Annotated in this window: 36 protein-coding genes; 14 read left to right on the top strand and 22 right to left on the bottom strand. The window is 59.1% G+C overall.

The genetic code is table 11. The features are described from left to right. On the top strand, nt 1-767 hold a 767-nt coding region (locus tag ACS5Q1_RS17930), incomplete at its 5' end, for a DDE-type integrase/transposase/recombinase (protein ID WP_473099459.1). On the opposite strand, the gene ACS5Q1_RS17935 is transcribed toward ACS5Q1_RS17930, so the two are convergent. Together ACS5Q1_RS17935 and ACS5Q1_RS17940 are read right to left on the bottom strand one after the other, a co-directional pair. Then, nucleotides 742-1,392 carry a hypothetical protein gene (locus tag ACS5Q1_RS17935; protein ID WP_473099460.1) on the bottom strand — a complete coding sequence of 217 codons (651 nt, stop codon included), beginning with the start codon at nt 1,390-1,392 and terminating at the stop codon, nt 742-744. The two genes, ACS5Q1_RS17930 and ACS5Q1_RS17935, sit on opposite strands and share 26 nt — an antisense overlap. Further along, a complete protein-coding gene (locus tag ACS5Q1_RS17940; protein ID WP_473099461.1) occupies nt 1,374-2,093 on the bottom strand; it encodes a phosphoadenosine phosphosulfate reductase domain-containing protein in 720 nt (239 codons plus the stop codon). The genes ACS5Q1_RS17935 and ACS5Q1_RS17940 overlap by 19 nt, the downstream gene beginning before the upstream one ends. 401 nt (nt 2,094-2,494) lie before the next feature. On the opposite strand from ACS5Q1_RS17940, the gene ACS5Q1_RS17945 reads away from it, so the two are divergent. After that, nucleotides 2,495-3,264, top strand: a protein-coding gene (locus ACS5Q1_RS17945; RefSeq protein ID WP_473099462.1) for an IS5 family transposase whose coding sequence is annotated in 2 segments (ribosomal slippage) — nt 2,495-2,816 and nt 2,816-3,264 — 771 coding nt in all. Because the reading frame shifts where the segments join, the coding sequence is not laid out codon by codon here. Between the two features lie 24 nt (nt 3,265-3,288). Here ACS5Q1_RS17945 and ACS5Q1_RS17950 read toward each other — a convergent pair. The 3 genes from ACS5Q1_RS17950 to ACS5Q1_RS17960 are packed head-to-tail and all read right to left on the bottom strand — an operon-like array spanning nt 3,289 to nt 5,682. Further along, on the bottom strand, nt 3,289-3,861 hold the full coding sequence (locus tag ACS5Q1_RS17950) for a hypothetical protein (RefSeq protein ID WP_473099463.1): 573 nt from the start codon (nt 3,859-3,861) through the stop codon (nt 3,289-3,291). 26 nt (nt 3,862-3,887) lie between these two features. Beyond that, the gene (locus tag ACS5Q1_RS17955; protein WP_473099464.1) at nt 3,888-4,238 is read right to left on the bottom strand and encodes a hypothetical protein; all 351 of its coding nucleotides are present in this window, start codon (nt 4,236-4,238) and stop codon (nt 3,888-3,890) included. Nucleotides 4,239-4,275: 37 nt separating this feature from the next. Then, nucleotides 4,276-5,682: an Eco57I restriction-modification methylase domain-containing protein gene (locus ACS5Q1_RS17960; protein WP_473099465.1), complete on the bottom strand. Its 1,407-nt coding sequence runs from the start codon at nt 5,680-5,682 to the stop codon at nt 4,276-4,278. 168 nt (nt 5,683-5,850) lie between these two features. Here ACS5Q1_RS17960 and ACS5Q1_RS17965 point away from each other — a divergent pair, with 168 nt between their 5' ends. After that, complete coding sequence (locus ACS5Q1_RS17965) at nt 5,851-6,375, top strand: hypothetical protein (RefSeq protein WP_473099466.1); 525 nt, start codon at nt 5,851-5,853, stop codon at nt 6,373-6,375. A gap of 58 nt (nt 6,376-6,433) precedes the next feature. Here the strand turns inward: ACS5Q1_RS17965 and ACS5Q1_RS17970 are convergent, their stop codons facing one another. The 10 genes from ACS5Q1_RS17970 to ACS5Q1_RS18015 form a co-directional block, all read right to left on the bottom strand. Then, nucleotides 6,434-6,823 (bottom strand): hypothetical protein, encoded by a 390-nt coding sequence (locus ACS5Q1_RS17970; protein ID WP_473099467.1) that lies wholly within the window; start codon nt 6,821-6,823, stop codon nt 6,434-6,436. Between the two features lie 117 nt (nt 6,824-6,940). Beyond that, a complete protein-coding gene (locus ACS5Q1_RS17975; protein WP_473099468.1) occupies nt 6,941-7,741 on the bottom strand; it encodes a hypothetical protein in 801 nt (266 codons plus the stop codon). 9 nt (nt 7,742-7,750) lie between these two features. Further along, nucleotides 7,751-8,509 carry a hypothetical protein gene (locus tag ACS5Q1_RS17980; RefSeq protein WP_473099469.1) on the bottom strand — a complete coding sequence of 253 codons (759 nt, stop codon included), beginning with the start codon at nt 8,507-8,509 and terminating at the stop codon, nt 7,751-7,753. A gap of 23 nt (nt 8,510-8,532) precedes the next feature. Further along, nucleotides 8,533-8,772 (bottom strand): hypothetical protein, encoded by a 240-nt coding sequence (locus ACS5Q1_RS17985; RefSeq protein ID WP_473099470.1) that lies wholly within the window; start codon nt 8,770-8,772, stop codon nt 8,533-8,535. A gap of 22 nt (nt 8,773-8,794) precedes the next feature. After that, nucleotides 8,795-9,544, bottom strand: coding sequence for a DNA N-6-adenine-methyltransferase (locus ACS5Q1_RS17990; RefSeq protein ID WP_473099471.1), 750 nt, complete (start codon nt 9,542-9,544; stop codon nt 8,795-8,797). Further along, nucleotides 9,541-10,011, bottom strand: a complete 471-nt coding sequence (locus ACS5Q1_RS17995; RefSeq protein ID WP_473099472.1) for a hypothetical protein — start codon at nt 10,009-10,011, stop codon at nt 9,541-9,543. The genes ACS5Q1_RS17990 and ACS5Q1_RS17995 overlap by 4 nt, the downstream gene beginning before the upstream one ends. A 7-nt stretch (nt 10,012-10,018) precedes the next feature. Next, a complete protein-coding gene (locus ACS5Q1_RS18000; protein WP_473099473.1) occupies nt 10,019-10,873 on the bottom strand; it encodes a class I SAM-dependent methyltransferase in 855 nt (284 codons plus the stop codon). Nucleotides 10,874-10,965: 92 nt separating this feature from the next. Next, nucleotides 10,966-11,664 (bottom strand): hypothetical protein, encoded by a 699-nt coding sequence (locus ACS5Q1_RS18005; RefSeq protein ID WP_473099474.1) that lies wholly within the window; start codon nt 11,662-11,664, stop codon nt 10,966-10,968. 12 nt (nt 11,665-11,676) lie between these two features. Then, on the bottom strand, nt 11,677-11,946 hold the full coding sequence (locus tag ACS5Q1_RS18010) for a hypothetical protein (RefSeq protein ID WP_473099475.1): 270 nt from the start codon (nt 11,944-11,946) through the stop codon (nt 11,677-11,679). Nucleotides 11,947-11,961: 15 nt separating this feature from the next. Beyond that, nucleotides 11,962-12,279 carry a hypothetical protein gene (locus tag ACS5Q1_RS18015; RefSeq protein WP_473099476.1) on the bottom strand — a complete coding sequence of 106 codons (318 nt, stop codon included), beginning with the start codon at nt 12,277-12,279 and terminating at the stop codon, nt 11,962-11,964. 263 nt (nt 12,280-12,542) lie between these two features. Between ACS5Q1_RS18015 and ACS5Q1_RS18020 the strand changes: the two genes are divergently transcribed. Further along, complete coding sequence (locus ACS5Q1_RS18020; protein WP_473099477.1) at nt 12,543-14,048, top strand: argininosuccinate lyase; 1,506 nt, start codon at nt 12,543-12,545, stop codon at nt 14,046-14,048. Nucleotides 14,049-14,142: 94 nt separating this feature from the next. Here ACS5Q1_RS18020 and ACS5Q1_RS18025 read toward each other — a convergent pair whose 3' ends face one another. From ACS5Q1_RS18025 to ACS5Q1_RS18050, 6 genes are all read right to left on the bottom strand, one after another. Continuing rightward, nucleotides 14,143-14,811: a response regulator transcription factor gene (locus tag ACS5Q1_RS18025; protein ID WP_473099478.1), complete on the bottom strand. Its 669-nt coding sequence runs from the start codon at nt 14,809-14,811 to the stop codon at nt 14,143-14,145. 356 nt (nt 14,812-15,167) lie between these two features. Beyond that, entirely contained in the window at nt 15,168-16,322 is a 1,155-nt protein-coding gene (locus ACS5Q1_RS18030) for a hypothetical protein (protein WP_473099479.1), read from the bottom strand. A 91-nt stretch (nt 16,323-16,413) separates the two neighbouring features. Beyond that, nucleotides 16,414-16,824: a response regulator gene (locus tag ACS5Q1_RS18035; RefSeq protein ID WP_473099480.1), complete on the bottom strand. Its 411-nt coding sequence runs from the start codon at nt 16,822-16,824 to the stop codon at nt 16,414-16,416. An 8-nt stretch (nt 16,825-16,832) separates the two neighbouring features. Beyond that, nucleotides 16,833-17,333 carry a hypothetical protein gene (locus tag ACS5Q1_RS18040; protein ID WP_473099481.1) on the bottom strand — a complete coding sequence of 167 codons (501 nt, stop codon included), beginning with the start codon at nt 17,331-17,333 and terminating at the stop codon, nt 16,833-16,835. Between the two features lie 45 nt (nt 17,334-17,378). Next, the gene (locus ACS5Q1_RS18045) at nt 17,379-17,966 is read right to left on the bottom strand and encodes a DUF1643 domain-containing protein (protein ID WP_473099482.1); all 588 of its coding nucleotides are present in this window, start codon (nt 17,964-17,966) and stop codon (nt 17,379-17,381) included. A 58-nt stretch (nt 17,967-18,024) separates the two neighbouring features. Continuing rightward, on the bottom strand, nt 18,025-19,011 hold the full coding sequence (locus ACS5Q1_RS18050) for an IS481 family transposase (RefSeq protein WP_473099483.1): 987 nt from the start codon (nt 19,009-19,011) through the stop codon (nt 18,025-18,027). Nucleotides 19,012-19,132: 121 nt separating this feature from the next. Here ACS5Q1_RS18050 and ACS5Q1_RS18055 point away from each other — a divergent pair, with 121 nt between their 5' ends. Together ACS5Q1_RS18055 and ACS5Q1_RS18060 are read left to right on the top strand one after the other, a co-directional pair. Next, nucleotides 19,133-20,008, top strand: coding sequence for a hypothetical protein (locus ACS5Q1_RS18055; protein ID WP_473099484.1), 876 nt, complete (start codon nt 19,133-19,135; stop codon nt 20,006-20,008). 23 nt (nt 20,009-20,031) lie between these two features. Beyond that, complete coding sequence (locus tag ACS5Q1_RS18060) at nt 20,032-20,433, top strand: hypothetical protein (RefSeq protein ID WP_473099485.1); 402 nt, start codon at nt 20,032-20,034, stop codon at nt 20,431-20,433. A 137-nt stretch (nt 20,434-20,570) separates the two neighbouring features. Here the strand turns inward: ACS5Q1_RS18060 and ACS5Q1_RS18065 are convergent, their stop codons facing one another. Then, on the bottom strand, nt 20,571-22,262 hold the full coding sequence (locus ACS5Q1_RS18065; RefSeq protein WP_473099486.1) for a methyl-accepting chemotaxis protein: 1,692 nt from the start codon (nt 22,260-22,262) through the stop codon (nt 20,571-20,573). Between the two features lie 247 nt (nt 22,263-22,509). Between ACS5Q1_RS18065 and ACS5Q1_RS18070 the strand changes: the two genes are divergently transcribed. The 8 genes from ACS5Q1_RS18070 (at nt 22,510) to ACS5Q1_RS18105 (ending at nt 26,426) form a co-directional block, all read left to right on the top strand. Beyond that, the gene (locus tag ACS5Q1_RS18070; RefSeq protein ID WP_473099487.1) at nt 22,510-22,845 is read left to right on the top strand and encodes a hypothetical protein; all 336 of its coding nucleotides are present in this window, start codon (nt 22,510-22,512) and stop codon (nt 22,843-22,845) included. Then, complete coding sequence (locus ACS5Q1_RS18075; RefSeq protein WP_473099488.1) at nt 22,842-23,213, top strand: hypothetical protein; 372 nt, start codon at nt 22,842-22,844, stop codon at nt 23,211-23,213. The genes ACS5Q1_RS18070 and ACS5Q1_RS18075 overlap by 4 nt, the downstream gene beginning before the upstream one ends. A gap of 52 nt (nt 23,214-23,265) precedes the next feature. Then, complete coding sequence (locus tag ACS5Q1_RS18080) at nt 23,266-23,640, top strand: hypothetical protein (RefSeq protein ID WP_473099489.1); 375 nt, start codon at nt 23,266-23,268, stop codon at nt 23,638-23,640. Nucleotides 23,641-23,653: 13 nt separating this feature from the next. Further along, nucleotides 23,654-23,959 carry a hypothetical protein gene (locus ACS5Q1_RS18085; protein ID WP_473099490.1) on the top strand — a complete coding sequence of 102 codons (306 nt, stop codon included), beginning with the start codon at nt 23,654-23,656 and terminating at the stop codon, nt 23,957-23,959. 151 nt (nt 23,960-24,110) lie between these two features. Further along, nucleotides 24,111-24,302: a hypothetical protein gene (locus tag ACS5Q1_RS18090; RefSeq protein ID WP_473099491.1), complete on the top strand. Its 192-nt coding sequence runs from the start codon at nt 24,111-24,113 to the stop codon at nt 24,300-24,302. A 544-nt stretch (nt 24,303-24,846) separates the two neighbouring features. Beyond that, nucleotides 24,847-25,056: a hypothetical protein gene (locus tag ACS5Q1_RS18095; protein ID WP_473099492.1), complete on the top strand. Its 210-nt coding sequence runs from the start codon at nt 24,847-24,849 to the stop codon at nt 25,054-25,056. 91 nt (nt 25,057-25,147) lie between these two features. Further along, nucleotides 25,148-25,513, top strand: a complete 366-nt coding sequence (locus tag ACS5Q1_RS18100) for a nuclear transport factor 2 family protein (RefSeq protein ID WP_473099493.1) — start codon at nt 25,148-25,150, stop codon at nt 25,511-25,513. 193 nt (nt 25,514-25,706) lie between these two features. Then, the gene (locus ACS5Q1_RS18105) at nt 25,707-26,426 is read left to right on the top strand and encodes a hypothetical protein (RefSeq protein WP_473099494.1); all 720 of its coding nucleotides are present in this window, start codon (nt 25,707-25,709) and stop codon (nt 26,424-26,426) included. The last annotated feature ends 8 nt before the right edge of the window (nt 26,427-26,434 follow it).

Here is a 26,434-nt window from a genome sequence, read left to right on the forward strand (position 1 = left end):
TGCCGCATCTCCACCGGGATGCGGTCTACCGCATCCTCAAGGCTGAAGGGCTGGGGCGGCTGCCGCCGGCTCACCAGCGCAAACGGGAGAGCGGCACGTTCAAGGAGTATGACCTCGGCTTCGTGCACATGGACATCAAGCACCTGCCCAAGCTGAGAACCGCCAATGGGGAGAGCCGCAAGCGCTATCTGTATGTGGCCATCGACCGCTGCTCCCGCTGGGTGCACCTGGCGGTCAAGGACGACGAGCTGACCACAAGTGCGGTCGCCTTCCTGAAAGAGGCGGTTCGCGCGTTCCCCTTCAAGGTCACGCACGTGCTGACGGACAGAGGATCCTGCTTCACGGCTGATGGCTTCGAGGAGGCCTGCCGCAGGCTGAAGGTGCAGCATCGAAAGACCAAGCCCTATACGCCGCAGACGAACGGTCTCGTGGAGCGCTTCAATGGCCGGGTGCAGCGTGAGGTGCTGGGGATCACGATCTACAGCCATCGGGATCTGGAGAAATTGCTCAAGGGCTTCAACCAGGCCTACAACCGGAGACGCCAGCGCGTGTTGAAGGGGCGATCACCAGACGAGGTTGTGCGGAGCCGCTTGGCCGCCGAGCCGAAGCTGGCCAACCGGCGCTTCAAGCCGCCCGATTCAGACGCTTTGCCGCAAGCCCTCCGGGTCGTTGCTCATGCCAAGGAGGTCTCGCATCCAGACAGCTTAGGCGTTATGAATTCAGGATTGAGGCTGGAAGCAGTCAGGCGGAGACCACAGGTGCCATAGTGTCGGTTGGGATAAACGCGGTTAAGGCTGCCAGGTCGTCGATCAGGTCGGAAACTGGCGCACCGAGCGTGTCAGCGGCTACGAGGGACCGAACCGCCTCGGCAAGCTCATTGAGGCTCACAGGGTTCTCAACACATTGGACAACCGTGACGTGATCCAGTGCTTCCGAGAATGCATCAATGTCGTTGATCAGCGTATGTCCAGCGAGGCTGCCAGCCTGAAGGGCGATACCCCATCGGGCAGCGAAGTCGGCCTCGTCGTCGTCGACGGCTTGGACCGGGCCAGTGTAGAGTTTCTCGTCGTTTTCCCCGACGAAGCCCTCATAGGAGAACCGCTTGAGCACTCCGGGCTTATGGACGGACAGCAGATGATATCCCTCGGCCCGGGCATCGAGATCATTCAAATAGTCACTGTCCGATGTGTAGTCCTCATGGACGAGGGTCTTAGCGGCGCATCTCTTCTGAGCCGATCGAAGAATCTCATCCAGATCATCGAGCATTGTGTAACCGGGGAGGCTTTCCACCTCCACGGTTACCGTCTGCTCACTCCCGTCCGGGCCGCTCATAACGGCCACGTATGATTTGAGAATGTGTGCCATAAAGAATCTCACGTGGGCCCCGAACATTCGCCGTAGGCGCCTGCGGGCAGCTTCCACCGTCCTGCCGGCAGGAGGACTTGCTCGTCAAAGGCTTCCGAAAGACACCGCGCCATGGAGTCCCGGGTCGCGGCTTCGTACGGAGTGCCTTTCGCCGCACGTGCCACGACGTCCAGCGTCCGGTGGATTGTGCAGCCGAACTCCTTCTCATAGGCCGCGATTGGCGCGAGCTTACCTGGGGCGAATGTCTGGATCGTTGCGGCCTGATTGGGCGACATGAATATGCAGTTCATGCAGGATACCCGACCGAAGCCGGCATCGTAAGCCGGATGAGCTGCAACACCGAACTTCTCGATGATGGCCCAAACCTTTTCTTCCTTCCAACCGTGTATCGGCCGCCAGTGATCGACATGACGCATGCGGCGAGTGCCGTTCCGGCGATCAGTTCTGTGCGGTTCGAAGGTCAGGTATTTTGATCGCGCCGCAGATTCTTGGGCCCGTTCGCCGGTGACGAACAGCGTCCGTTTCTCAAGAAATCGGTCCTGATTGGTGATCGCCATCGAAGATATATCCACCTTCAAACTGGACGAACACCACCTTACGGAAAGGTCCGCGCTAACCTGCGGGAACTTCCGCCGCGTGCCGAATTTACCGCCTTGTCCCCCGCCGCTTTTCACGCCCTCAGGCGTTTCAAAGTGAGTGGGCGCAGTACGGCTGTTCTCGCGAAGCATTTCGCGCTCGAAACCGCCCTCGCGCCAGGAAAAGTAGAGTTTGAGTCCAAAGGCCTTTGCTACGGCCTCGCAGTAAGCGCGAGTGACAGGCCAGTCCATCAGGGACGATCCTTCCCTCCCGTCAACGTCGTGATGCCACAATTCTATGATGTCGAGCGGAATACCAGCTTCGACGAGCTCTTGGATAATGACGAGGAGACACGCGAGGCTGTCCTTGCCGCCGCTGAACGCCACGATGATGTAATCGTAGGCGGCGAAGTCAGGTCGAGCGAGAGCTGTGGTTTTCTCAAGAATCTCAACGGGCGGCGGAGGCTCCGGAAACGAAAACAGAGCTAGGGCCTGTTAGGGCTTGAACCCATTGAGTGTAGAGGCGTTTTGCTCTTCCTGACGAGGGAAGAGCGATGCTGACGGATATGCAATGGACGATGCTGGAGCCCTTGGTGGAGCAATGTCGTCCGAAGGGTAAAACCAAGCCGCAGGATTTGCGACGGACGCTCGAGGCGATCCTCTGGCGCCATCAAAACGGAGCCAAGTGGCGCTCTGTGCCCACTGAATTGGGGCCCTGGTGGCGGGCCGCTCAAACCTTCATCCGCTGGGCCCGTCTGGGTGTTTGGGAGCGTCTGCTGAGCCTCGTGCAGGAGCGTGGCGTGCATCTGGGAATGACGTTCCTGGACGGGACGAACGTGCGGGCTCACCAGAAGGCCGCAGGAGCTGCGCGAAAAGGGGCTCTCAAGCTGAGCGAGACGATCGTGAAGCACTTGGCCGCTCTCGTGGCGGCTATGGCACCAAGGCTTGCGTGATCGCGGACGGTCTTGGACGCGCCGTCGCCTTTCGGATCGCGCCTGGCCAAGCGCACGAGCTGCCGCACGCCCTTCCGCTGCTGGAGCAGTTACCAGGTGTGCCGACCTGGGTTGTGGCGGATCGCGGCTACACCAGCCATGCCTTTCGCGAGCATGTCTGGAGCATGGGAGCCCGACCGGCGATCCCGCCGCAGCGCCACGAGGCACCAGTCGCCTGCCCTGACTGGATCTACAACAACCGCAATGTCGTCGAGCGTCTGTGGGCCAGGCTCAAAGAATGGCGGGCTATTGCAACTCGCTACGAGAAGACCGCATCATCCTTCATGGGCATTCTCTGTCTTGCCGCTGCCCTCGACTGGATCAAGCCCTAACAGGCCCTAGCTGTTCCACGAGGTCTACTCCTGGTCTAAAGCGGAGGCGTCGTTCTTGTCGCCATCGTTGAGGACGTCATCGAAGAAGGTGCCGTCGTTGCCGATCGCGAGAAGCTCGTCGCGCACCTGATCGTCGGGAATATTCTGGATCGACCCGACGATTTCGCAGCCAATCCAGTCGCCCTCATTGATCTCGCTGAGGGCCTTTTCTGCCTTCGAGTGCTGCGCCCAATGAGCGTCGGCAGCGGGCATCAAGGCGACAACCTGATAGACGATCTTCACGATCTTCGTGTCAGGACTCGCGGGCGTGCCCGCTAAGGTGGACTGTTGAGAGGATGAGCGGCCCTGGATCACCTGGCCGAGGATGTTGGCGTGAGATTCTTCAATCTCGTCCGTGCCGTCAACAAAAGTGATGTGAAGGGTGCCGGGAATCGAGGGTGCATCTCGATCATCGGCGAAGAGGAAGATCGGCTTTTCCCAGTGATTGCCTGGGGTCGTCCATTCCCAGCCTGAGGCATCCTTGAACTCGTAGCCGAAATCAAACGTGCTGCATTCCGCATCGGCGGCAAACCGACGCTTCTCATCGAGAGCGCTCATGGGGTTGTCCTGGTATGGAGGGAAGATCAGGCAGCCAGCGGCAACGGCGCAGCGCTGCAGGTAGCGCGGTCGAGAATCTCGCGCTGGAAGGCTTCCTGCATTTCGTCGCTGGCGACCGAGGAGGCGAAGTTCGCGCCTGACCGCAAAAGAACCGGGGGGTCGGCGAACTTGCTGGTGCGGTAGTCCCAGACTTTCAGTTCGCCGCTGGTCGTGCGGGCTGGGATGAAAGCGAGGATTCTGTCGCTGCTATCCAGAACGATGAGTTCTTTAACCGTACCGAACGACGCGTGGATCTGGTCGAGAGCATCGCGGACAGAACGCAGCCGGCGGAACTGGCCGCGGCAGTTGAGGTTGTCGGTGAAGATGCAAGAGATCATGGCCGCGTGCCTTTTCCTTGGATCAAATTTCTGGGGTTTAGCCTTGGACGTTTGGCGTCTTCGGGCTGAAAGATCCGGGAATGGGGATTCGGCGTAGCAGCCCTGCCCTGATGTCGAGGTATCCGTTTTCCAGCGGCGGAGCGTTCCTCACGACCCAGTCTTGGGTCTCGTTGCTTTGCAGGACCTCCTGAATGGATTCGAGCGAGTGGTCCGGACCGGCGGAAACCACATAGAGGTTGTGATTGATCGGGAGGATGCCCGGCTCCAGCCGGATGGTCCGGATCTTACGGCCAATGCGCGGGATCAGAAGCGCAGGCCTATCGAGTGGCAGGGTGATGGCCTCTGGGGGCATCCACCAGCGACCCTTCTGCCCCCGCTTCGGCATGCGGGCGAGTGTTGCCTGCAGGTGATCCTTCACGGCACCTGTCGGCTCCCTGTCCTTAAGGGTGCGAAAGGCATAGCGGGTCGCCGGCCGTAATGTATCGGTGGCCGGATCGATGTCATCGCTATCGACCGCCGGCAGAAGATCGGCATCGGGGAAACGTCCGACCTGGTGGGCGTCGATGGTGAAAATTCCATGCGGCCCGAGCCATGGGGCGAGGCGCACGGTGGCGATATCGGCCAGGGTCGGCCCATCATGCTGATCCAGGGCGTCGTCGGGCGAAACCGGCAGCTTGCCGAGAGGGATCTTTGCCTGCGCCGAGGGCGTGAGCACAACTTCCACCGGATGGATACGCGGAGGCGTTCCTTTCCGACGTGTCTTGGGCATGTAGAAGCTGGAGCTCGCATCGAGCCTGGAGATGTGGTTGATGCCGACTTTGTGTCCGAGCTGTTTGCGGAGATTGGCGGCTGTGTCGTTTACCCAAATCCTGTCACTGGTGACGAAGCCGATGATGCCGTCTGGCGGCATGTTGTAGACGCACCGGTCAAGGAAGGCATGGAGGAGGTCGCCACGGGCGAAGTCGGGCAGAATCGGCCGATACAGATCCTTCAGCACCTCAGGCAGATGGCCGTAGCGCAGGTAAGGGGGATTTCCTGCGCAGAAGCGGAACGTGCCAGGCGCGGGGCCGCCGGTTAGGAAGTCCCCGTGGTGAACGACGGTCTGGGCGGCTTTGTGAGCAGAAACAATCGACCAGCCGTTGCTGATCAGGTGCGATTGCACCCGTTCCCGGGCGGATCGCATGGCTCCGGGATGAAGCTCCCAGCCTTGAACACGGGAGACCTCGCTGAAGGCGTCGGGCGGGAGGTCGAGACGGCTGAGTGCGCGGACCATGAACATGCCATCGCCGGCGCTGGGATCGACGAGCCTGCCTTGGGCATCGGGCCAGCCGATTCGGTCAAGGAGAACGTCGACCACAGGTTCTGCCGTATAAAGGGCTGTGGCGGCGTGGAGAGCTTCAATGGCGGCGGAGAGGTCGCCAGCCGCGTCAAAGAGATCGAGCATTGTGGATTTTGCCTCGTCTTCGGGCCGTGCTATGAGGCTGCAGGCCTGGCCGATGCAGTTTTGGGGTTTACCCAAGACCTGTGTTCAAGATGTCAGGTCGAATCCCGATCTGATTTAGAAAGAATCTCTTATCCATTCCCCTCTACGGTTCAGGCCGATACATGGGACATGGTTGGTTTTCAGATGAAGAAAACATCCCCATCTTTTACGTTCGAAGTAAAACGCTCCAAGCTTTCGTCTCAACAACCTTCGAAGTTCCAACGGTTTGTGCTGGAGCCGAAACAAAAGATCTCTGTTCCAAGTCGACATACTGCGGATCAGGGGTTTTCTGATGCGAGCAAAGCCGAAACTCCGGCGGTTGAGCGCCGGATTCTAGAGAGCCTTCCGATCGCTCCGACGGTGCCAGCTCTTGAGGTGCCGATGGAGCCGCAGGTCGCAGTACCTGCCTACGAGGAGGCTGCACCATCAGTGATCAAACGCAGACGCAAGGCTGAGGCCGCGCCGGTGGTTCATCCTGTCGAACACGTGGAAACCCAAGAAACCCTACCGGCCCAGGAAATACGGGTACCAGTGGCATCGGCAGTTGTCGTCCCGCTCCCGATATTCAAGGCAAAGCGGAAGGCGGTGGCCTCGGCCGAAGATTTGCCCCGTGGAGAGCGTTGGAAGCGACGGATACCTCGGGCAGCTTGGTGAATAACGAATGAGGGGCCCTTAGCGGGCCCCTCTCGTATCTTAGTTACGTCTCCAGCGACTATGTATTGCCCGCCTTTAGGGAATTGATCGTTTCGATCAATTCGCGTTCATGGCGCTCGCGGCTAATGCCGGACAGAACCTTCCAGGCATGTAGAATGGATGCCAACCAGCAGACGAAGGCTATCAGCCCCACCAAGCCGACTGTTGCGAGGAACCCTCCGAAAAAGAGTAAGCCGAGCAACAGAACGAACGGGAGGAACAGAATAAGTGCGATTGATGCGAACAGCAGCCCGGCCAAGGAATCCACAAGGCCGGAGAACATGCCGATGATCGGAAGAACGAGGAGCCATGAAGCGCCGTAAAGGAGGCTGTTGCCGAGTGCTGGCCCCCATTTTCGGGCAAGAACCAAGGCAAGCGGGGGACAGAAGAACGCGACGGCGTGGAGCATAGATTGCACTCGAACGATTTGAATATTCAGATTTTATGGTTTTAAATCGCGTTTGTCACAGTTCGCGGCCGGAAAATCCGAATTCGGTTAACCTGAATTCTCTTGAGCCCGCCAACTCTAGGAGTTGGACCCGAGTTGAGAGGCTTTCTCCTCAAGCTCCACAATCTGGGCTTGATGGCCTGCCAGCTCATCTCGAGCTTTGGCGAGTTGCTGCTCATAGCTGGCAATTTGCCGCTCGACGTGTTGGATCGATTTCTTCTGATCTTTGATTTCGTTCCGGACGATCAGCGCCATATTGGCCGGAATCGCAGCCCAAGCGGCGACCGCTGCCTGAATGGCATCTTTGACCTTCTTCGGCGTGGCTACAGAATCTGAAAAGACGCCATTTTTGAGGAGGTGGTGGGGCTGGATCTCCTTGAGCCCAGCCTCGTCAAATGTCGCGTAGGTCATGAACTCGTAGTGCTGACCATCAACGGCAAACTTGCCCTCGGCGCTTTTCACGTTGCCGATCCGGAAGCAGCCTCCGACCAGAATGGGTCCGAACGGCGTGTCGATCTGGGCCGTCTCCCATTCGAGGGGATCCTTCGGCTTAGGCTCTTCCTCTTTCGGCTCTGGCCAGAGCGGTTTCATGCCGACGGCAAATCCACCGGCCGGCCAGACAGTCCCATTGTAGCCGACTTTGCCGACAACCTTACCGTTCTCCCGGATTTCACCGCCCGTCCAATTGCCGCCGCCGAGGTCATTTTCTTCGATGTAATCGCGGCAGGCCTTGGAGGCCGATGCGAAATCGTCAACGGGAACGACTTTCCGAACGGTACCGGGCAGCCGGCGCGAGGGATCTTGGCCACGATCAGGATTGCCGCAATTGTCGAGGATGACGGTATAGCGAGCTTCGGCGGTTTTGGATTTCTTGGTCATTGGACTGAGTTACTCCGCGGCGGCAACGAGTTCGGTTTTGAGGAAGGGTGTGGTGGCGCCCGTTTTGGCGGCAGCCTCATCCATCCAGGACAAGCGCTCGCAGACGCGTTTGAGCGACAGGCCCGCCGCATGAGCCTCCTCGACTGTTCTAAGGATCAGGTTGGCTGCGAGTTCGCGCGTTGCGCGGGGAAGCCGGGCATCAAGCTGCATGCAGTAACTACTGTCGGGAACGTCCTCCCATTCCCCGTTCTCGCCCTTCTGTGAAACATCGAAGCGAAGGATCGGACGGTCATTGGGGTCTTGCGGACGATAGTCCCCATCCTCCCCTTCGCCGATCCATTCCAGGCTGGCCTGAAACTTATCGCCGGTAGCGACGACCTCGGTCGCGAAGGTGGCCATGTTGCTCGGGACTTCACCGCCATGAAAGTCAGCATCCTCAGGCTCATACCGGATTACCTTGCGGCCGAGTAGCCCGATCTCGGAACAGGAGGTGACATAGGTGGCGTCGGACGCAACGATCATTTTGGCGTCCGGCTCGTCGCCCCGGTATGATCGAACAACAAGATTGCCCTGATCAACTTCGATCTCGACTAAACGGTCGGAGCCATCAGGAGCTTTGAAGGTGAGCGAGAGGCCGTGGTACTGCGATGGGGAAATCTCAACACCCCAGTCTTCCGTCTGGCGGCCAACCAGTTCTTCGGTGCTGTCTTCGGCAATGCGCCAGTCCCGGACCTGGGTCTGGCAGAGAATGGGATCCTGATCGGTCATGGGAATTCTCTTTCTGGCAATGATCAGATCCAGCTGGCAGCAGCCGGAATGGTGGCGGGGTCGACGATGCAGGCCGAGATGGAAAAATCGTCGAGGCAGGCGATGCCGATGGTGTCATGGAAGGCGTCCAGGGCATCTTCCGTTGGATCGGTGGATCCAGCCTTAACCTGGACGACATAGCTGCCGGCGATCTCCGGGCTGTCGTCGGCATCGAGTTCCTGATCGGTTACCTGCTGGGTAACCGCCACGAGGACGTGGATCATGGGGAGAAGCCTTTGTGTGAGTTCAGGCGAAGAGGGCGTATTGGCCGTTGTCGATCCGTTTCAGGCCGAGCCTGCCGATGGTCTGGCGAATTTTTTCGCGGAAGTGAGGATTTCCCTTGGTTTTCGGATGATCCTCAAGCGCTGCGTAGATATCCTTCAGCTTCGCCATGCCGCCAAGATTCTTGATCGCGTCGCAGACCACATCGCGCCAATGAGGCATCGGCTGCTCGAAATTGAGCACCATATGCAGCAGCACCGGGCGGGTAAGACCGACGAAGGCTCCGTCGAGACCGCTCTGGATCAGTCGCTCCACATCCTCCTCGCCGTAGGCGACCAGAACACTGGGAGCACCGGAGTTGGCATCGGCCCTCCGGCCGTCGGGAGAGTGAAAGTGCAGGCGTCCGCGGAGGAAGAGGATGCCAGAGGCATAAGGCCAGACGAATTCGTGATAAGCCTCGGTTTCCGTGCGAGCAAAGATCAGGGCTGTGCCCTTGTTGTGACGGCTCATTTTCTTGAGCCAATCGGTCATCGCGCGACCATAGGGCGGGTTGAGCCACACCCTGCCCTCCCACGGAAGCTTCAATCCATCCTGATCCGGCCAGGTGTAATGCTTACGGGCAGTGTCCCAAGGACGCGGGGATGGAGCGGCGCAGGGATCGAGATCGAAGGAACCCGATGAGCCGAGCGCCTGGATAATGCTGGGCGGGGTGAGCCACGTGTCCGTCAGCGCGAGACTTGAATGGTGGCCGCCCATTCCCTTGTGTTGCGTCATGTGAATCGTTTTCTGATGAAGGGGTGGTCAGGAGCGAAAGGAATGAGCGGGAGACTCGGTCGATTGCGGCGCGAGACGATACGGTCGGCGTCCAAGGCCTCGAGCAGGATTTGTTCGAGGCCCCTGTGTTCACCACTGGCGTTGACGGCGATGCTGATGAGTGTTTTCGCGGCATCGGCCTGATCCGGGGTGATGATGACCTCGCGTGGTGTCACATGCTCTGCTTGAACCATGGCGAGCAGAGCGTGGGCCAGCGGGATGACGGCGCTTTTCGGAACAGGCAGTCGACTAGCGTCGGATGCCACGCCCTTCGAGGTGATGCAGCCGAGATGAATCTCGCCGTTGGTCATTTTCATCAGGGTGACGCCGGTCGTCTTGATGAAGCCGTTCCGACCTTTTGCTTCGAATTCTGGCGGATCATCGAAGGTGATGGAGCGGCAGGTGGGAGAATGGATCGTCTCAGTCATGGAGTCCTCAGGCAAAGAGATCGGCCTGCTGGAGCCGAACCGAGATCGAGGGTTGTGTCAGAGAGCCGGCCCTGAGGGCTGCGATGTGAGATTCTTGAGAATCGGCGTTGGCCTGGCGTTCGGCTCTGATTTCCTTGAAATCGGCGCAGACGATTTCGGTGCGGGGTGAGGTTCCGCGCCAAAGGTGGTCATAACCAGAGGTGTCCAGGCCGCAGTTCGGCTGTAGTGAGATTCCGGTCGATTTTACGAACGCCTCGTATTTCTGCGAGGTTGCATGCCGGAAGGTTTGGGTTCCACTGAGCTGGAACGGTGCCGATCCTTGCGGGATGATGAAGACCCCATAATCGGCAACGTCGGACGCCAGATCGATCACCGTGTATTCAAAGTTCGCACCCTTATAGCGGGGCGCTTTGCCATCTGACCGAATGGCGCCGAACGGCGGATTCCCGATCGCGCAATCGAAGGAGCTCAGTCCAAGCTTCGGAAGATCGAGAATGTCGGCGTGAATCCAGCGGGCCTCGGGGAGAATCTTGCGGCCGACCTCGACGTAATCCTTATTGATCTCGACACAGGTGAGTTCCAGCGGCTGGCGGGAGAACTCAGCTGCGGCCTTGATCAGGTAGGACAGCCGCCCAATGCCGGCGCACAGGTCGATGATCCTGCGTCCGGTGACCTCGACAGCAAAGTCGCGGGCCAGTTCCAGGGGCGTGAAAAACGCACCGGCGACCGAGTTGAGGTGTCGGGCTCCCTCATGCCAGTGTTCCAGAACGAACTCGCGCTCGGTGACAGTGAGAACATCCTTTTCGAGGAGCTTTTCCGCCTCCTGGTGGCGGGCGGCTTCTTCTTTGGAAATCTTGGGCATCGGCGGACGCTCCGATTAAGAATCTGGGCGAGCGGAAACGGCGCGCAGCTTGTGGCAGCGCGGCTGGCTCTGCAGGCGACGGGGGACTTGATCTAGGCGAGGAACAGCGCCGTCTGCCCGATGGGCTCGGCCGTGGCTGGCTTGGGCGCTGCCCTTTCCTCTGCTTCGCGGATGCGGCGCGCCAGATCCCGTCCGCCGATGGTCGTCTCATATGTCTTACGGCTACCCCGGAGGGTGAGGCGCAGCACGATATGGCCATTGGGGCGGATCTCGGAAATCTGCGCCGTCGTGAAGATGCGAGCCTCAACCTTGAGGCCTTCGAACTTCTGATAGACTTCGAACCCGTTGTCCGCGATGGCTTTGAGATCCGCGGCGATCTCACGTTCGAGCTCTACCGCCTGACGCATCTTGTAGATTTCGAAGCCGACAACACTCTCCAGAGCCTCGTCATAGGACAGGACTCGATCATAGGTGTCATACGAAACACCTGGGGCGCGGCCTCCGGTCCCGTCGCTGAACATTAGCGAGTAGCATCCACCGCCATCCCATTCCTTGCGGATGACTGCCCAGGATCCACGAGGCAGGGCACTGACCTGCTTTTCGAGATCCTGGAGTTCCTGAAACGAAGGGTTGGTGAAGGTGCCGATCAGATTCTCGACTGCTTCGTCGAAGGGCAGGATCTGGGGCAGGATGCGTTCCTTCATGTCCCGCTCATAGAACACGCCGGCATCAAGAGCTTCTTCGACGAATTGCTTTAGCTTCTGGTCGCGAACGTGGGCTTCGGAGGTCATCGGCGGTGATCCTTACGTGGCGGAGGCCTGCCCCGCGGAAACGGTGGCCTGGGTGTAGCAGGCGGCGATGCGCTGGCAGGCCTGCTCGGCGGCCTCGACGTCCGGCCATTCGATCTCCTCCGCCGGATGTCTTCTCGCGCGCTGGGCGTAACCCTCGACCCTGTAGGTGTTAGGTTTTCCGTTGCGCTTCTTCACCTCACGGTAGGTGGCGTAAATGTGCTGGTTGCTCGTATCGAGCAGACCCTTCCGAACGTCGTCCTTGCGGATCCAGATCAATCCCATGGATGCCTCGCTGTTCTAAGCTGCAGTTTGAATGGAGAGCTTGTATTCAATGACTTCTGCGAAGGGCTCACCCTTGCTGACGTCGATGGTCACAACATCGCCGGCGAACCGGTACTTGGCGGCTTTGTCGAACCAGAGCCAGTTGTCGCCCGTGAACTGCACCGCGTTTGTCTGGAGCTTCTTGACCTGACGGGTGCCATAGGCCTGGGGCCGGGTTGCGGGCGTCTGCCCGTTCCTCGTCATGATATCGTTCCGAAGCGTCTCGATGGTGGCGCCGGGGCGGGCGAGGAAACGTTTGAAGTCAGCCAAGCTGCGGATGTTTACGTCTGTCATTGTGACCTCATGACAAGCACTAGCGCCGCCGTAAGTGATCGGCGGATATCTGGCTTTCCTTTGGGGTTTTTGATTCAGTTGTTCCGGTAAGGACCTATTCAGTCAGGCTTCTATCCAGCGAGGGACCTTGAGTTCCCCTCCTCCGGCCGGATTGCGGCTGTACCCCAGCCACTTGCCCTTCGGGCACAACGTTACAGTTATGGGACGGGCATATGCGTCCGTTCCGCGTGCCATGCAAAAACAGGACTATAAGGAGGAAACGAATGGCTCAACTCAAACAGGCGATGCTGGCACTTTTGACCTGTGCTGTTTCAGTTCCGGCGATCGCACAGCAGGCAGCCAACCGTGACGAGTTCTTTTGGCTCGGCGAGATCAACAAGGCCACAGCGGTGATCAACACTGAGGAGGGGCTTTTCGATAAGGCTCTGGCGCCGCGGCTAGCGGCCGGGATCTCCAAAGTTCTTGCAGCGGGTAACCAAGCGGGCGCGAAGAGGCCCTCGAGCGTGATCACCTTCGAGCCCCTTCTGATCGATGCAGCTGGGGTCGAAGTGACCTTGTTGCACGCGGGCCGCTCGAGCCAGGATATGCATGCGACCTACCGGGCCGCTATCCTGCGTGAGAATCTGCTGAAGCTCGCTGAGCAACTCAACAAGACCTCTGGGTCACTGCTCAGCCTGGCCGACGCGAACGTAAATACTATCGTGCCTAACTACACCAATGGAGTGGCCGCTCAGCCGAACAGTTATGGGCATTATCTGCTTGGGCATCTGGCCGGGCTTGACCGTGATGCTCAGCGTATCCGCGAAGCCTATGCCCGGGTCGACCGGTCGCCGATGGGGACCACAGTTCTGAATGGTACGAGCTGGCCGCTCAACCGAACCCGGATGGCAGAGTACCTTGGTTTTTCAGGCATCGTTGAGAATGCCTATGATGCGTCGCAGATTTCATCGATGGACCTTCCGGTCGAGGCGGCGGGCATCGTGACCAGCATCTCGCTTCACACCGGGAACTTCGTTGAAGACGTAATGACCCAATATGCTCAATCCCGTCCCTGGATCCTGCTCCAGGAAGGCGGGGGCAACACGTACGTTTCCAGTGCCATGCCCCAGAAGAAGAACCCCGGGTTGCTGAACAGCACCCGAGAGGACGCCTCGACAACTGTGACCCTGGCAATGGGTCCGGTCATCCAGGCTCACAACATCACCCCTGGCATGTCGGACCCGAAAGACGTCAAAGCCAACACCGCTATGATCAGCAGCGCGATCAAGACGCTTCAGGGCTGGGATAAGATTTTGAACTCGCTGGTCATCAGTCCGCAACGGGCCTTGGAGGAGTTGAACAGCGACTGGACGGCATCACAGGAGCTGGCGGACGTCCTGATGCGGAAATACAAGCTCCCCTTCCGCGCCGGTCATCACTTCGCCTCCGAGGTCGTGGACTTCGCCAAGGCGAACAACATCAAGCCAACGGACTTCCCCTATGCTGAAGCCCAGCGGATTTATCGTGAGTCCGTCAAGGATGTGAACTTGGCGGGCGATCTGCCGATGAGCGAAGAGGAGTTCCGGTCGACACTCGACCCTGTTGCGGTCGTCAAGAACCGAGCAACCGCTGGTGGCCCTCAGCCTGCGGAGATGGCCAAGATGCTGGACGCGGCCAAGCAGGAACTGGCGCAGCAGGAGGCATGGATCCGTGAGAAGCGTTCGCGGATCGATAACTCGCTCGCCAAGCTGAATGAGGATTTCGACAAGGTTGCGAAGACCGGAAACTAAGGTGGTCCCTTGGCTATGAGAGCTGATAATGCCCTCATAGCCTCTGCAAACTTGGGTGGCGCCGTGGCTTTGTATGCGGCTCACCTCATGGGGCTTAACCCAGATAGGTGTATCCCTCAAACCGTTTGGACACGACTGGATCATAGCCAAGGCGCATCCGCAGTTTTTTCCGGAGCTTGCTGATGTGTCCTTCGACCACCGTTTCAGAGACATCAGACTGGCAGTCACTGTAGACCGCATGGAAGACCTGAGCTTTGCTCACGGAGCGCCCGCGATTGCGGACGAAGTACTCCAGGATGTTGAGTTCACGGCGCGGGAGCGTCATCGGCATCCCATCGACCTCTGCATCCTGACCGTCGAAGAAAACCTTAACCCGGTCGGTAGACTGAACCGGCTGGCTTTCGCGGTGGCGTCGCCAGATCGCCTCGGAACGCGCGAGAATCTCTTTGACGTGGATTGGCCTACGGACCACATCGTCAATACCGGCCGTTAGCAACTCGAGCGTTTTCTCCAGAGAGCGGGTTTCGCTGAAGGCGATGATGGGGGCCGGTGTGCGCTCGCGAATTGTCTTTGCGAAGGTGACCGGCACTTCGCCTTCATCAATCAGGAAGCCGCGAGCATCCTGGATTTCGGCCGTGGATGAGGCGTCGAGCCATGTTTGAAGCTTATCGGAGAACAGGCCGATTGAGGGAATTCCCTCATGCTGGAACTCAGATACATAGGCAGCCGCAGCCGATTGCTGCGAAGCAACGACGATAAACATCTTAGTAATGCCCCAACCCAGAAACTACTTCGAACGCTTGTTCATCTATCCTCGGCTCCCAAAAGCCACTTACTCAGCTTTGGGTCCGTTCATGTTTCTTTTAGAATAGACGGTACTTGTTCGTCAGTATCGGCGATCCGACGAATCGCCTGAACCTTGTGTGAAGATGTCGCTAGGACGGGCGAGGGTCAATCATGAACCGTCCTTTAGTTCATGACTGCTCCGAAGTGTTGCATCCAGATAACAGTATGCAGGGATTCTGGCCACAACGTTAACAACTACTTAACGGTTACGCTCATCCGGGGAGGCTGACTGACGCACGTAAGATTGCGTCAGAGCCTTCAAATCTCGTCCACTCAATGTTGGCTATCGATGGATAGGCGTTGCCCTAAACCCTTCTCTCTTTCGAGAGTGAAATCGATGTAAGGCCGGTTCTGGAACCCCAGTTCGTGGATCGCGGCGTTCAAGTCTGCAATGCCCTTGATCGCTTCGATGCCCTTGCTGTCCGTCAGGACAATCCGGAGAAACCGAATGCTCTGATTGCTGAAGACGTTAGCGACATGGCTCCGGCGCTGGATCTCCTGGTGGAAGATACCCAACCGCTTTGCCGCGTCGTCGGCGAGCTTGTTTGCGTCCGGGCCGGAGTACAGCACCTGGTCGCCGTTAACCTGGAGGAAAACAAATTTGCCTTCTTCGCCAGTATAAGGAACCAGGAGGAGCGACTGGACCGTTTTGTTGAGGAGGCCCTCCTGCCATCCGAGGTCGAGCCCCTTAGCGCGTACGGAGATCCGGTTCACTCCTTGTTCGTTGAATTTGACGCGGATCTCTCCGGAGCCTTGCCGTTGAGATCGAGGGTTGATGCGCGCCAAGCCGAGATCATTGAAGCATACATTGTCGCCGCACTCCGTTGCCCCCGGCATCGCCATAACCTCCTCACGGCTCATGTTCTTCCGAACCTGCCCGATGAGCGGGGGGTCCCAGTCTGCGGGTTTCTCGAAGATGCATTCGGAGACAGCGGTCAGACTGTCAATCTTCGGCGAGAGGAGAAAGCTTTCGAGATCTGCCTTCTTCCCGGTCAGATCCTGGAAGCCGTCAGGTGATGGGGTGAGCGTGAGGCCAGCATCTTCCGCGGACTGCCTAGTCCCTTCGGTCATCTGGAGTGGGAAGGTGAGAATCCGAAGCTTTTTGTCATCACGCCAAACGTAGCCAAACCTGAACTTGCCTGGGGCTTCAGCCTGCGCGAGGTAGAGATTCTTATTGATCTTCTTAAAGGCATACTGACCTGAATTCTGCGGGTCACGATAAATCGTCCCGCCATTGGAAGCCTTTTCGGGTACTGGGAGCTGCGTCAGCTCCTTCTTCCCCATCGTGGTGCAGAATGCCTTGCTCGGAAGGCCCACATCATCGCCGACTTCAATAACTTTCGTTTTCGACTCAAAGCAGCCAGCGAGGCTCAGGCTTGCCGCCGCGGCAAAGCCGAGCGCCAGCAGGCGGGAGTTCGGGAAGTGCATGTTAGTCCTCGTGCGGATGTTAGTTAGTCAAGATCCACAGTTGGCTGTCTCGGACCGCTGTGGCGTTGATGGATGGAGGCAAGGGAACCGGTCAGGTTGAGTGTGTTTCGCTCTTGGCGGAGAGCCCAAGCACTGTGCTGACCTTCGCCCGCAGGGTTTCGGCGCTGAATGGCTTCACAATGTAATTGTCAACGCCGGCCTGTTTAGCCGCGATGACATTTTCGGGTCTCGCCTCGGCGGTGACCATGATGAAGGGTAGCTTCTGGAGCATAGGGTGCGCCCGGACCTGCTGGACAAGCTCATATCCTGTCATCGGAGCCATGTTCCAATCGGAGATCACCAGCCCGTAGGGCCGCTCATTGAGCTTCTCCAACGCCTCCCGCCCATCCCTGGCCTCGTCGACATCCGTGAACCCAATCCGCCTGAGCAGGTTGCGGACGATTCTGAGCATCGTTTGATAATCATCGATGATGAGGACGGGAATGGACGTATCCAGGGCCATGGTAATTCTCAGCCGACGCGGGGCGTTTCGCCCATGGGGTCTGTACGGATGATCTGTTCAAAAACAGTTGCAATCGGCCACTGCGGCTTTGCGACACTTTGGATATGCCCAACGACGCCAATCGGGCCAAGGGGTGTCCCAATCCAGAGAACATCGTCCGGATGGTAATCGATATGCCGGAACTTGGTCTCGACGACTGCCACCTTCAGATCCTGAAGCAGAGGCGATTGGGTCTCAATGCGGCGCACTTCGCCCTCCTCCAGCACAGCGAGGGCATTGAGTTCCGGCAAGAGGTGTTCGGTCAGAGAGCAGAGATAGGTGGCTTCACCTGCATCATCCATTTCCCTGTTCAAGTCTGTGAGCTCTTCACGCCAGTTCTCGACCGTGACGGTTCGGCCGTCGTCACAGGATTGGACAAAGGCGGCAGCAGCCCTCTCGGCCTCTGCCTTGTCGAAGAACGGCCGGACGGTATCGACCCCTGTCAGGAGCGTCCAAAAGTGCGTTGCCATGGGAGTTGTCCTCGTCACAGAAAGGGCAAGCTGTGGGGCTTGCCTTTAGGCCTTGCCCTTCAGCTTCGGGATGTAGTGGAACGGCTTGGTATCGGCCGCGATGTAGAGGGGATGGCCGGCATTGCCGTTTTTCGTCAGAGCCAGGCACCAGAGACGATGGCCGTCTTCAATGAGAGCCTGGCATACGGCATCAGCGTGATGCTGCAGGGAGGGATGGACGGCGCCGAACCCCATGACGATCATTGAGGCGCGGCTTGCCTGATCCCGGATGGCGGGAAGGTTATGCTGACTGCATGGAATGACGCCGGGGTCGCGCAGGCGTTTCTGCTCGGTAACGCAATAGTCCATGACGTTGCACTTGACGTACGAGCTATAGCCCCAGCGTCGGGTGAAGTCCTGCTCCCGCGCCACGGTGGGGTCGTCGACCTCATAGCTAGCGACCGAAGGGTTCATGCCCACCCAAAGAACGAACGGAGCGTTCGGATCCGCGGTCCAGCGGCGGGTCAGGATGGGTCGGTAACGACGGTTGTCGTAAAAGACGGCATCGGCAATGACGCCCTCTTTCAGCCTGAGGCGGCTTTTGCCTCCGGCGTCGTGGAGTTCATCAGGGGAGACAGACTGGGCAACCGGCATTTTAATTCTGATTTGAGAATTGAACTGCGGTCTTATACCACCCATCGGTCAGTGCTGACTACCTGTCTGGATGCGAGACCTCCTTGGCATGAGCAACGACCCGGAGGGCTTGCGGCAAAGCGTGTGAATCGGGCGGCTTGAAGCGCCGGTTGGCCAGCTTCGGCTCGGCGGCCAAGCGGCTCCGCACAACCTCGTCTGGTGATCGCCCCTTCAACACGCGCTGGCGTCTCCGGTTGTAGGCCTGGTTGAAGCCCTTGAGCAATTTCTCCAGATCCCGATGGCTGTAGATCGTGATCCCCAGCACCTCGCGCTGCACCCGGCCATTGAAGCGCTCCACGAGGCCATTCGTCTGCGGCGTATAGGGCTTGGTCTTTCGATGCTGCACCTTCAGCTTGCGGCAGGCGTCTTCAAAGCCATCAGCCGTGAAGCAGGATCCTCTGTCCGTCAGCACGTGCGTGACCTTGAAGGGGAACGCGCGAACCGCCTCTTTCAGGAAGGCGACCGCACTTGTGGTCAGCTCGTCGTCCTTGACCGCCAGGTGCACCCAGCGGGAGCAGCGGTCGATGGCCACATACAGATAGCGCTTGCGGCTCTCCCCATTGGCGGTTCTCAGCTTGGGCAGGTGCTTGATGTCGATATGGACGAAGCCGAGGTCATACTCCTTGAACGTGCCGCTCTCCCGTTTGCGCTGGTGAGCCGGCGGCAGCCGCCCCAGCCCTTCAGCCTTGAGGATGCGGTAGACCGCATCCCGGTGGAGATGCGGCAGGAAGTGGCTGACCACGAAGGTGAGATCATCGAGCGGAAAGCCGGTGGCCTGGCGCAGGGCGCAGACGATTGCCCGCTCTTCCTCGGTGGCCCTCCAGGGCAGCTTGTGCGGCCGGCTGGAGTGGTCCTGGCAGTCCTTGGTCCCGCGCTTGCGCCATTTGCGGATGGTCTCGGTGCTCACGCTGAAGCGCTGGGCCAGCACGCCGGTCGGCTCAGACGAGCGGGCGATCTCCTGGCGGACAGCCGGGGTGGTGCGGGCTTGCGGATGAATGGAGTGCATCACGTCCTCCTGCGGTGAGGAGCTCGGCGTCGCTGGCCGTCAAAGCGCCAAGTATACTCCTCAATCGCGCAACGCACCTGATCCCAACAACGTTCCGCTACCAGACAGCTAGAGGCTCACCATGACTGCTGCACCTCAAGATACTGCCGTCCGCGAATACATCGTCTTCTTCGAAGGCCAGGATGTCCCCGTCCACGTCAAATTGGACGTTCCGGCCCGGCGGCCGATGATCGATAACTTCCTCCAGGCGGTTGCCAAGGCCCGCGAGTTGAACTCCGCTTTTGATGCCGAGGCTGAAACTCGCCGCATTACGGGCTTCCGCAAGGCTGGGGAGCCCATCCGCTACAAGGTCGAAGGGGAATACACGAACGGCGGGACACCTCCGACCTGGACCGACGCTGTCTACGCGGTGGACGATGAGTGCGCCGAATTTCAGTGCAAATGTGCAGTCGCCATCAATGAAGGTTGTTCGTTCAGGAACTTGGTCGATCTCCGCAAGTCGATGATCCTGATCCCGGTCATCCACCTCGAGCAAGAGCCGTATTCCAAGGACGACGTTACGGCTGCTCTCGCCAACTTCCTGTCGGCCTACAATGCCGGCGAGAACGTCGCTACCCACATCGTCTCCCTGACCCACATCGCGGAAACCTGTGGTCACAACATCTGGAAAGCGGGTGCTTCCGCACCCTTACGAGGTGTGGCGCCAAGATATGGGGAAGCGGCGTATCAAAGGATTACTGAGACCCCAATCCGGGCGATCGATTTCCGCCTCGTCCTTGAGCCATCCAGCGGGCTGGCGAGTGTCACCAACCGGGCAGGGGAGGGCGAGGCTCCGACAGATGATAGCGCGGCCTACGCTCAGGTGCTGACGGCCGCTCCCCGGATGGTCCACGCGATCCGACGGGCCCTTCCTTGGATTGAGGGCACGGGCATCGCAGATTCAGATCCTCCCGAGTACCTGGCCTTGAGAAACGCGCTCGACAGGGCCATTGGCTGAAACCAAATCCCTGAGGGTCAATCATGAGCGCAGTTTCTCTCTTCTCGACGCCGGAACTCATCGCGGAGTATGCCAAGCCGGATCAGGATATTTTCGGAAACCCGATCCGGGTGGGGGCCACCGTCCGCTCCTTCAATCTGGCAACGCTCCTCAACGATGGCCGCATCTACGGGATGGATACCCGGATCACCGCCTCTAACAGGGTGGACTTCATCGAGGGCAAAGTGGTCGCCATCGGTGAGATCGTACACGAAGGCTGCCCCCGGTACACGATCCAGATCAACCGCGAGTCCTATGGCGCCGAAGGCGTCGACACCTCTGATGTGTGCTACGGGACCGGTCACCTGGTCTATCCGCCGCTGAATGGCACCCCGAGGTCCCTTGGCGGGGTCACGTTCGGGGTGGTCGCCATCAATCCGCCCTGACCGGGACCGCCAACCTCCAAAAAAGAAAAGCGCCCCTCCCAGTAGGGGCGCCTTCCGTTTTCGGCTCACCGCGGGGTTGAGCCGTCCCGGCGAACCTTAATCCGCCGATTTCGCTTATGTACCTAAGCAAGCTTGCCTTAAGCTGCCTTTACGCCCCGGAGGAAGTGGCCGACCTCGTCCCCAAGGCTGTTGGAGTGACGAGCCAGCTCCTGGGCCGCGCTCAACACCTGGGACGCAGCGGCCCCCGTCTCGCCGGCACCCCGCCGCACGTCACCGATATTGCCGGTAACATGCTCGGTGCCACGGGCGGCTTCTTGGACGCTGCGGGCAATCTCGCCTGTTGCCGCGCCCTGCTCCTCCATCGCCGCCGCGATCGACACCGAGATCTGCGACATTTCGCCGATGGTCTTCGTGATTGTCTCAATCGCGCCGACGGCCTCGCGGGTAGCCTGCTGTACCGAGGCAATCTGCTGCGAGATCTCGTCCGTGGCCTTTGCCGTCTGATTGGCAAGCTCCTTCACCTCGGAGGCGACGACCGCAAAGCCCTTGCCGGCCTCGCCCGCACGAGCCGCCTCAATGGTCGCGTTCAGGGCAAGCAGGTTCGTCTGGCCAGCCACCGAGTTGATCAGGGCGATGACGTTCCCGATCTTCTCGGCCGTAGCAGCGAGCTGCTGCACGATAGCGTCGGTGCGCTGGGCATCCTGCACGGCACGCTCGGCAATCCGCGACGACTGGCTGACCTGAGTGGAGATCTCGCGGATGGAGATCGACAGCTCTTCAGTCGCGGCGGCGACCGTCTGGACATTGGCCGAGGTCTGCTCGGCTGCCGAGGCGGCGCTGACCGTCTGGTCGTTGGTCTGGTCAGCAATGGACGTCATCGTCTGGGCAGTGGCTTCCATTTCCGTTGCTGCCGACGCCAGTCCCTGGGTCATGGCCGAGACGTTGCGCTCGAAGTCCTTCGTCAACTGATCGAGAACCTGAGCGCGACGCATCTTGGCCTCGTCCTCGGCTGCTTGCTTAGCGGCCAGGCGGCGGGCTTCGACGGCGTTGTCCTTGAACACCTGGAGAGCCCGGGCCAGTGTGCCGACCTCATCCTTGCGCTCGGTACCGGTCACATTGACGGTAAGGTCGCCGTTAGCAAGCTGCCCCATAGCGGTGGTCATTCCGCCAAGCGGGCGAGTAATGCCGGCGATCACGATTATTCCGATCAAGCCCAGAGCCGCGACAATACCAAAGGTAGCAGACCCAATCAGGGTCCAGGAGGTATCGGAGGCCAGCTGATCGGCATCATTGGCCGCCTGCTCAAGGGACTTCTTGGCTCCTTCGATACGCTCGGCAAGAAGCCCGCGGATCTTGATGCGAGCATCCCGACCCTCGCCGTTAGAGATCTTGAGAGAGCCTGCGTCATCGTTCACACGAGCCCGCTCAATGCTCTTTTCCATGAGGGCGAAGTAATTGGCAACCTGTGCCTTCACCTCGGTATAGCTGGCTTTCCGCTCAGTGGTATCGGCAAGAGCCAGGAGCTCATTGGCATGCTGGATCGCTGCGTCCTTGTACTTGTCGAACTGCTTTGCAGCCGAGTTCATCAGGTCGCCGGGCTCATACAGGATGATGTTTTTCTCTTGAATGGATGCCTCATTGACCTCCGCATTGATCTGCAGAGTGAGCACCTGACGTGCAACCTCCTGCTCAACCAGTTCCTGAGTGTCTTGGGCCATGTTGTTCAGGCCCGACATTGCAAGAACGATCAATCCAACTGTCACTGCAACAAAGATAGTGACGGGAATAGCAAGCTTCGTGAGAAGCTTCAGATTATTAAGCGCACGCATAGCCCTACGATGACCCGCCCGCATCACCGCGGGAAGCGCACGCCCCCTGACGCGCATAAATCGGGTCCGGCGAAAATTCGTCATAGAGGTGAAGAAGAGTTTAAAACTTAGAGCAATTCTTAGCTGAATAGTTTCTCTACGTATTTTCCCTTATCTTGGGCTGCGCCGTTTCGGGTCAGAAATTCTGAATACGCGGTTGTTGTTTATACATGAACTATTCGAACTATATTCCCCAAAAGGAGCGATCATGCGCAGGCTCAACTACGACACGCTGAATATCATCCTCGCCGTTCAGCGTCTTCGCAGCTTCATGATCGCCGACAGCGCCATTCGAGAGGCCGCCGGCCAGGAGACTCCGAGCTGGTTCAGGTCCGCGGAATCTTATTATTCCGAGATCCCGGACTGCGTGATGAAGGTCGCTGGTCTTCATAAGAACCGCAGCGATTTTGAGAAGGTTCTGAACTTTCAGGTCACCGACGAGATGCTGAAGACGAACCACAACAGGCTCTCGCAGTTCGAATTCCCGGCTGATGATCGCGACGAATACCCTGCGAATCCTGGGGCCGTGACGATCCAGGCATGACCCGCGCCAACGACATCAAGGCGCCAGACGGCTACCTTCTCGGCGGCCTGCGACGTGTGCGGGGCGATGGCACCATCCTTTTCCAGCGCGGGTGGTGGAAGGCTCCCGAAGACTGGATCGGCAAGGAGGTCTGGGTGCACGAGGACGAATTAGGAAGTCCTGGCATGCGCGACCGCGAAGTCATTATCCGTGCCGCTCCTCCTGGGATGTATATCGCGACCGCTATCCTTGAGGGTGTCGCTGTGGTCTGCCACCGCACAGAACGTCCGGATGCGAAACTCGGATGGCGCGATCCCGTCAAATTGGCATGGGCAAACCGGCACAATGATCCGCCGCTACCTCAACCTGATTCTGCCGATATCCTGTAAGGGATGAGATCTGAATTCCTCGACTGGTGAAATCAGTTAAGGATCCCCAAAAATGATTCAGCATGGCACGGCTCCGTTCCTCGAATGCTCCAGTCGGGGAGATCGCCGCTTCAGTGCCTTCGCGGCGCGGATCAAGAGCCGTGAGAACAGGTCCATTGAGGAGATCTATCAGGCCGCAAAGGTCTTTGCCGACGGCTCAACAGGCCTGACGTGGCGCGAGGCCAAGGGCAAGCGGGCGGTAAACGCCGATGAGGTGAGAGCACTGTACTCGGCTCTCTGGGACGAGTACATCGCCGAGAACCCGCATCTGCTGTCGTTATTGACGGCAGCGAGCGGCCTGCAGGACCTGTTCGGACAGGCGGGCCATGCCTGTCAGGCGACCGAGCTTTGGCGCATTCGCTGCGCGGCTCTCGCAGTAGCTCCATAAAACAGAGGTAGATATGAGCGACCTTCCCGCCCTTTCAACGATGGCCAGAAAAGCCCTCAAGGTACTCAAAGAGGGCGGGGAGTTCCGCTATGCGCTCGAAATGAGCGCCTACACCAGACGGGAGCAGTTCAAGGCACGTCGGAAGACCGCCTCCGGTCGAACAGTTCGTGGCATCGGCGTCAGCACGATGTACGAACTGAAGGGGCACGGACTGATCGTCCCGGTGAACAGCACGTCGGTATCCACCTATTACCGCTGGAATTCATCGTCCTGTAGTAGTCAGGCGGATGACATCAATAAATGCGGAACTCAGGGGTAGTATCCGACCCAGAATTCTGGTATTGAAGCTGCCCCGCGGATATTCCGCACGGTTCACAGCCACAGCCAGAGGAGGCGTTACATGTTTATGCGACTTTGCACGTACCAACGCGCCGCTCTCCTCGTCACACCTTTTGCTGCTGGGGGCTCCAATGAAACCGACCGTATTCCCTCTGCCCTTGGTAGGGTTAGCATTCCGCTTTGAGTTCATTCGCGTTCCGCGCAAGCCCGCGAACGATCACAAGCAGCCCGTACTGACCTTCGAGTTTGTCGAGGCGCTGAAGCGGGAAGTGAGCCCTCACATTCTGCGAGACATAGGCGTCGACAGGAGCCGGACCGATTAGCGGTGCGGCAGAATTGTCTTCTCCAATGATCGCGCTCGCGACTGATCGTGTGCGTCGCCACACATCGGCACGGAACTGCCGTGTCTACATAGATCTTGCGATGCCGGAACACATCGCAAGCGCCCTGGTGGGAGGTCTGGTGCTCAGCCTCCTGCCGGGGCAATTCTGCTTATGCACAGCCTGATGTTGAACCGACGAGGCACTTGGCGTATTATCTCGGCGTGGTATTGCAACCGGTGCCACAACAATTCGCCCTGACAGTGAGCTCCGCACGGCTAACTCTGTCAGGGCGTTTTCATTTGAAGATGCATTGAAGCGTTATCCAGGCATCCTATCTACTCAGTCGTGGTCTCTCCCTAATTGACCGCGGACGCCTTGGTTGAGGGTAAAAGACAGCACCTCCGCCAAGGCGTTTTCGTATCCGCTGCTTGGATCAGCGGTGCCACGGCAATTCTCCCGGTTTTCGAACAATCGCTCGCTCCAGACATCTTGGTCTCTGGCGAGGTTCCCGCTTGCATATGCGATCCCTAAAGGAGGGCCGTCCATGACGTACTACACCAACACCAGTCTCCGTCTTCTGGAGACTGCATCCACAAAGGCTAACACTGAATTCTCGCCCTGGTGGCTGGCCTTGAACGGGGAGTTGACCAAGCGCAACTTGCCTGAGGCCCGCTACGGCGATGCTCGCGATTACTACGAGACCGGCCATTCACCTGAGACAGCTGCCGACGATATCGTCGCTACCACTGCGTAAAGCATTACCTCGGGCGTAATCGACCCGATGCTGCGTCTCCTCCATGGTCCTCATGCCGGGATTGCCCCAGCCCACCATCAGGAGACACCTCATGACCGATGCCACCTCGATCGCTAACCGATACATCGCTCTCTGGAATGAGACGAATGCCGACCGCCGGCAGGCTCTGTTGGCCGATCTCTGGACCGAGGACGGGACTTACATCGACCCGCTCATGCAGGGCAGCGGCCACAGCCAGATCGATGCGCTCATCAGCGCGGTGCATCAGCGGTTCCCCGACTTCCGCTTCTCCCTGGTCGGCCAGCCTGATGGCTACGGCAATCAGGTCCGCTTTTCCTGGCAACTCGGGCCCGAAGGCGCGGACGGCCCGATCAAAGGAACCGACTTCGCCACGTTGGACAACGGACGTCTGAAGCAGGTCACGGGCTTCCTCGACCAGGTTCCTGCCCGCGCCTAACCCACATTACCGTTAACCATCCAGAGGCTGGCCCTGATTGAATTCAGGCCAGCCTTTTTCTTTTTCAGTTCTGATCATTTGCCAGTCGGCATTCCTCAATCCCCAAAAGAAGAATCTCGACGGCGCGGGCTCGACGCATGGTCGATCGAACCGCAACCCACCCTTACCGGCACAAAGTTGACCGGAGGATCCCATGACAACTGATTTCAAGCTCAGGAACGGGCATCGGACCCGCGCGCTTTTGCACGCGGTTTCACTGATCAATGCCCAAGCCTGCAAACCCCTGTACGAGCGTCGCTCTCGACTTCTAAGCGACATTGTTCATTGCGCCTACCAGATCGGAGCCATTGCCTCCGAGCGTTACAAGACCTTCGCGGAGTTCAGCGCGGCCGGTCTGACCGAGCCAACCTCCGAACTTGAGATCGGAGCGCTGGCAAGCCACCTGCTCGGCTATGTGGAGATCGCCCAGACCTACCGCAGCGTTTGGGGTGTCTGGCTCGACCACTGCTCACGACCGGGGTTCCTGACCTTTCAGGTGCCGGAGGGAGCCAAGAACCGTCAGCCGATGGCCGGCCAGATCCTCAGCTTCAAGCGCCTCAGCGAAGGAGGGCAGGGGGGATCAGCCTCTTTCCTTCCGGTCGCGACGCTCTCTTGGGCGCTGTCGACCGAAGCTCCCGGAGTCGAAGCATACCAGTCCAGCCTCAAGGAACACGTGCGGATTCTCGAAGAGGAGATCTGCCCGGCGGTGATGGCTGAGTTCGCGCAGGTCCCGGCCTTCGTCCGAGCCTTCAACGACTGCGTCACCTACCAGGACATCGTGAAGATCTTCCCGGCAGTCGCCAGGATCCTCAAAGCCGACGACGAGCAGCGCAACGACAACGCGGTCTCCGCTCTCCTCAACCTCGCCGGCTAACGCTCCCT

This window comes from Microvirga sp. GN3 (assembly GCF_055792825.1).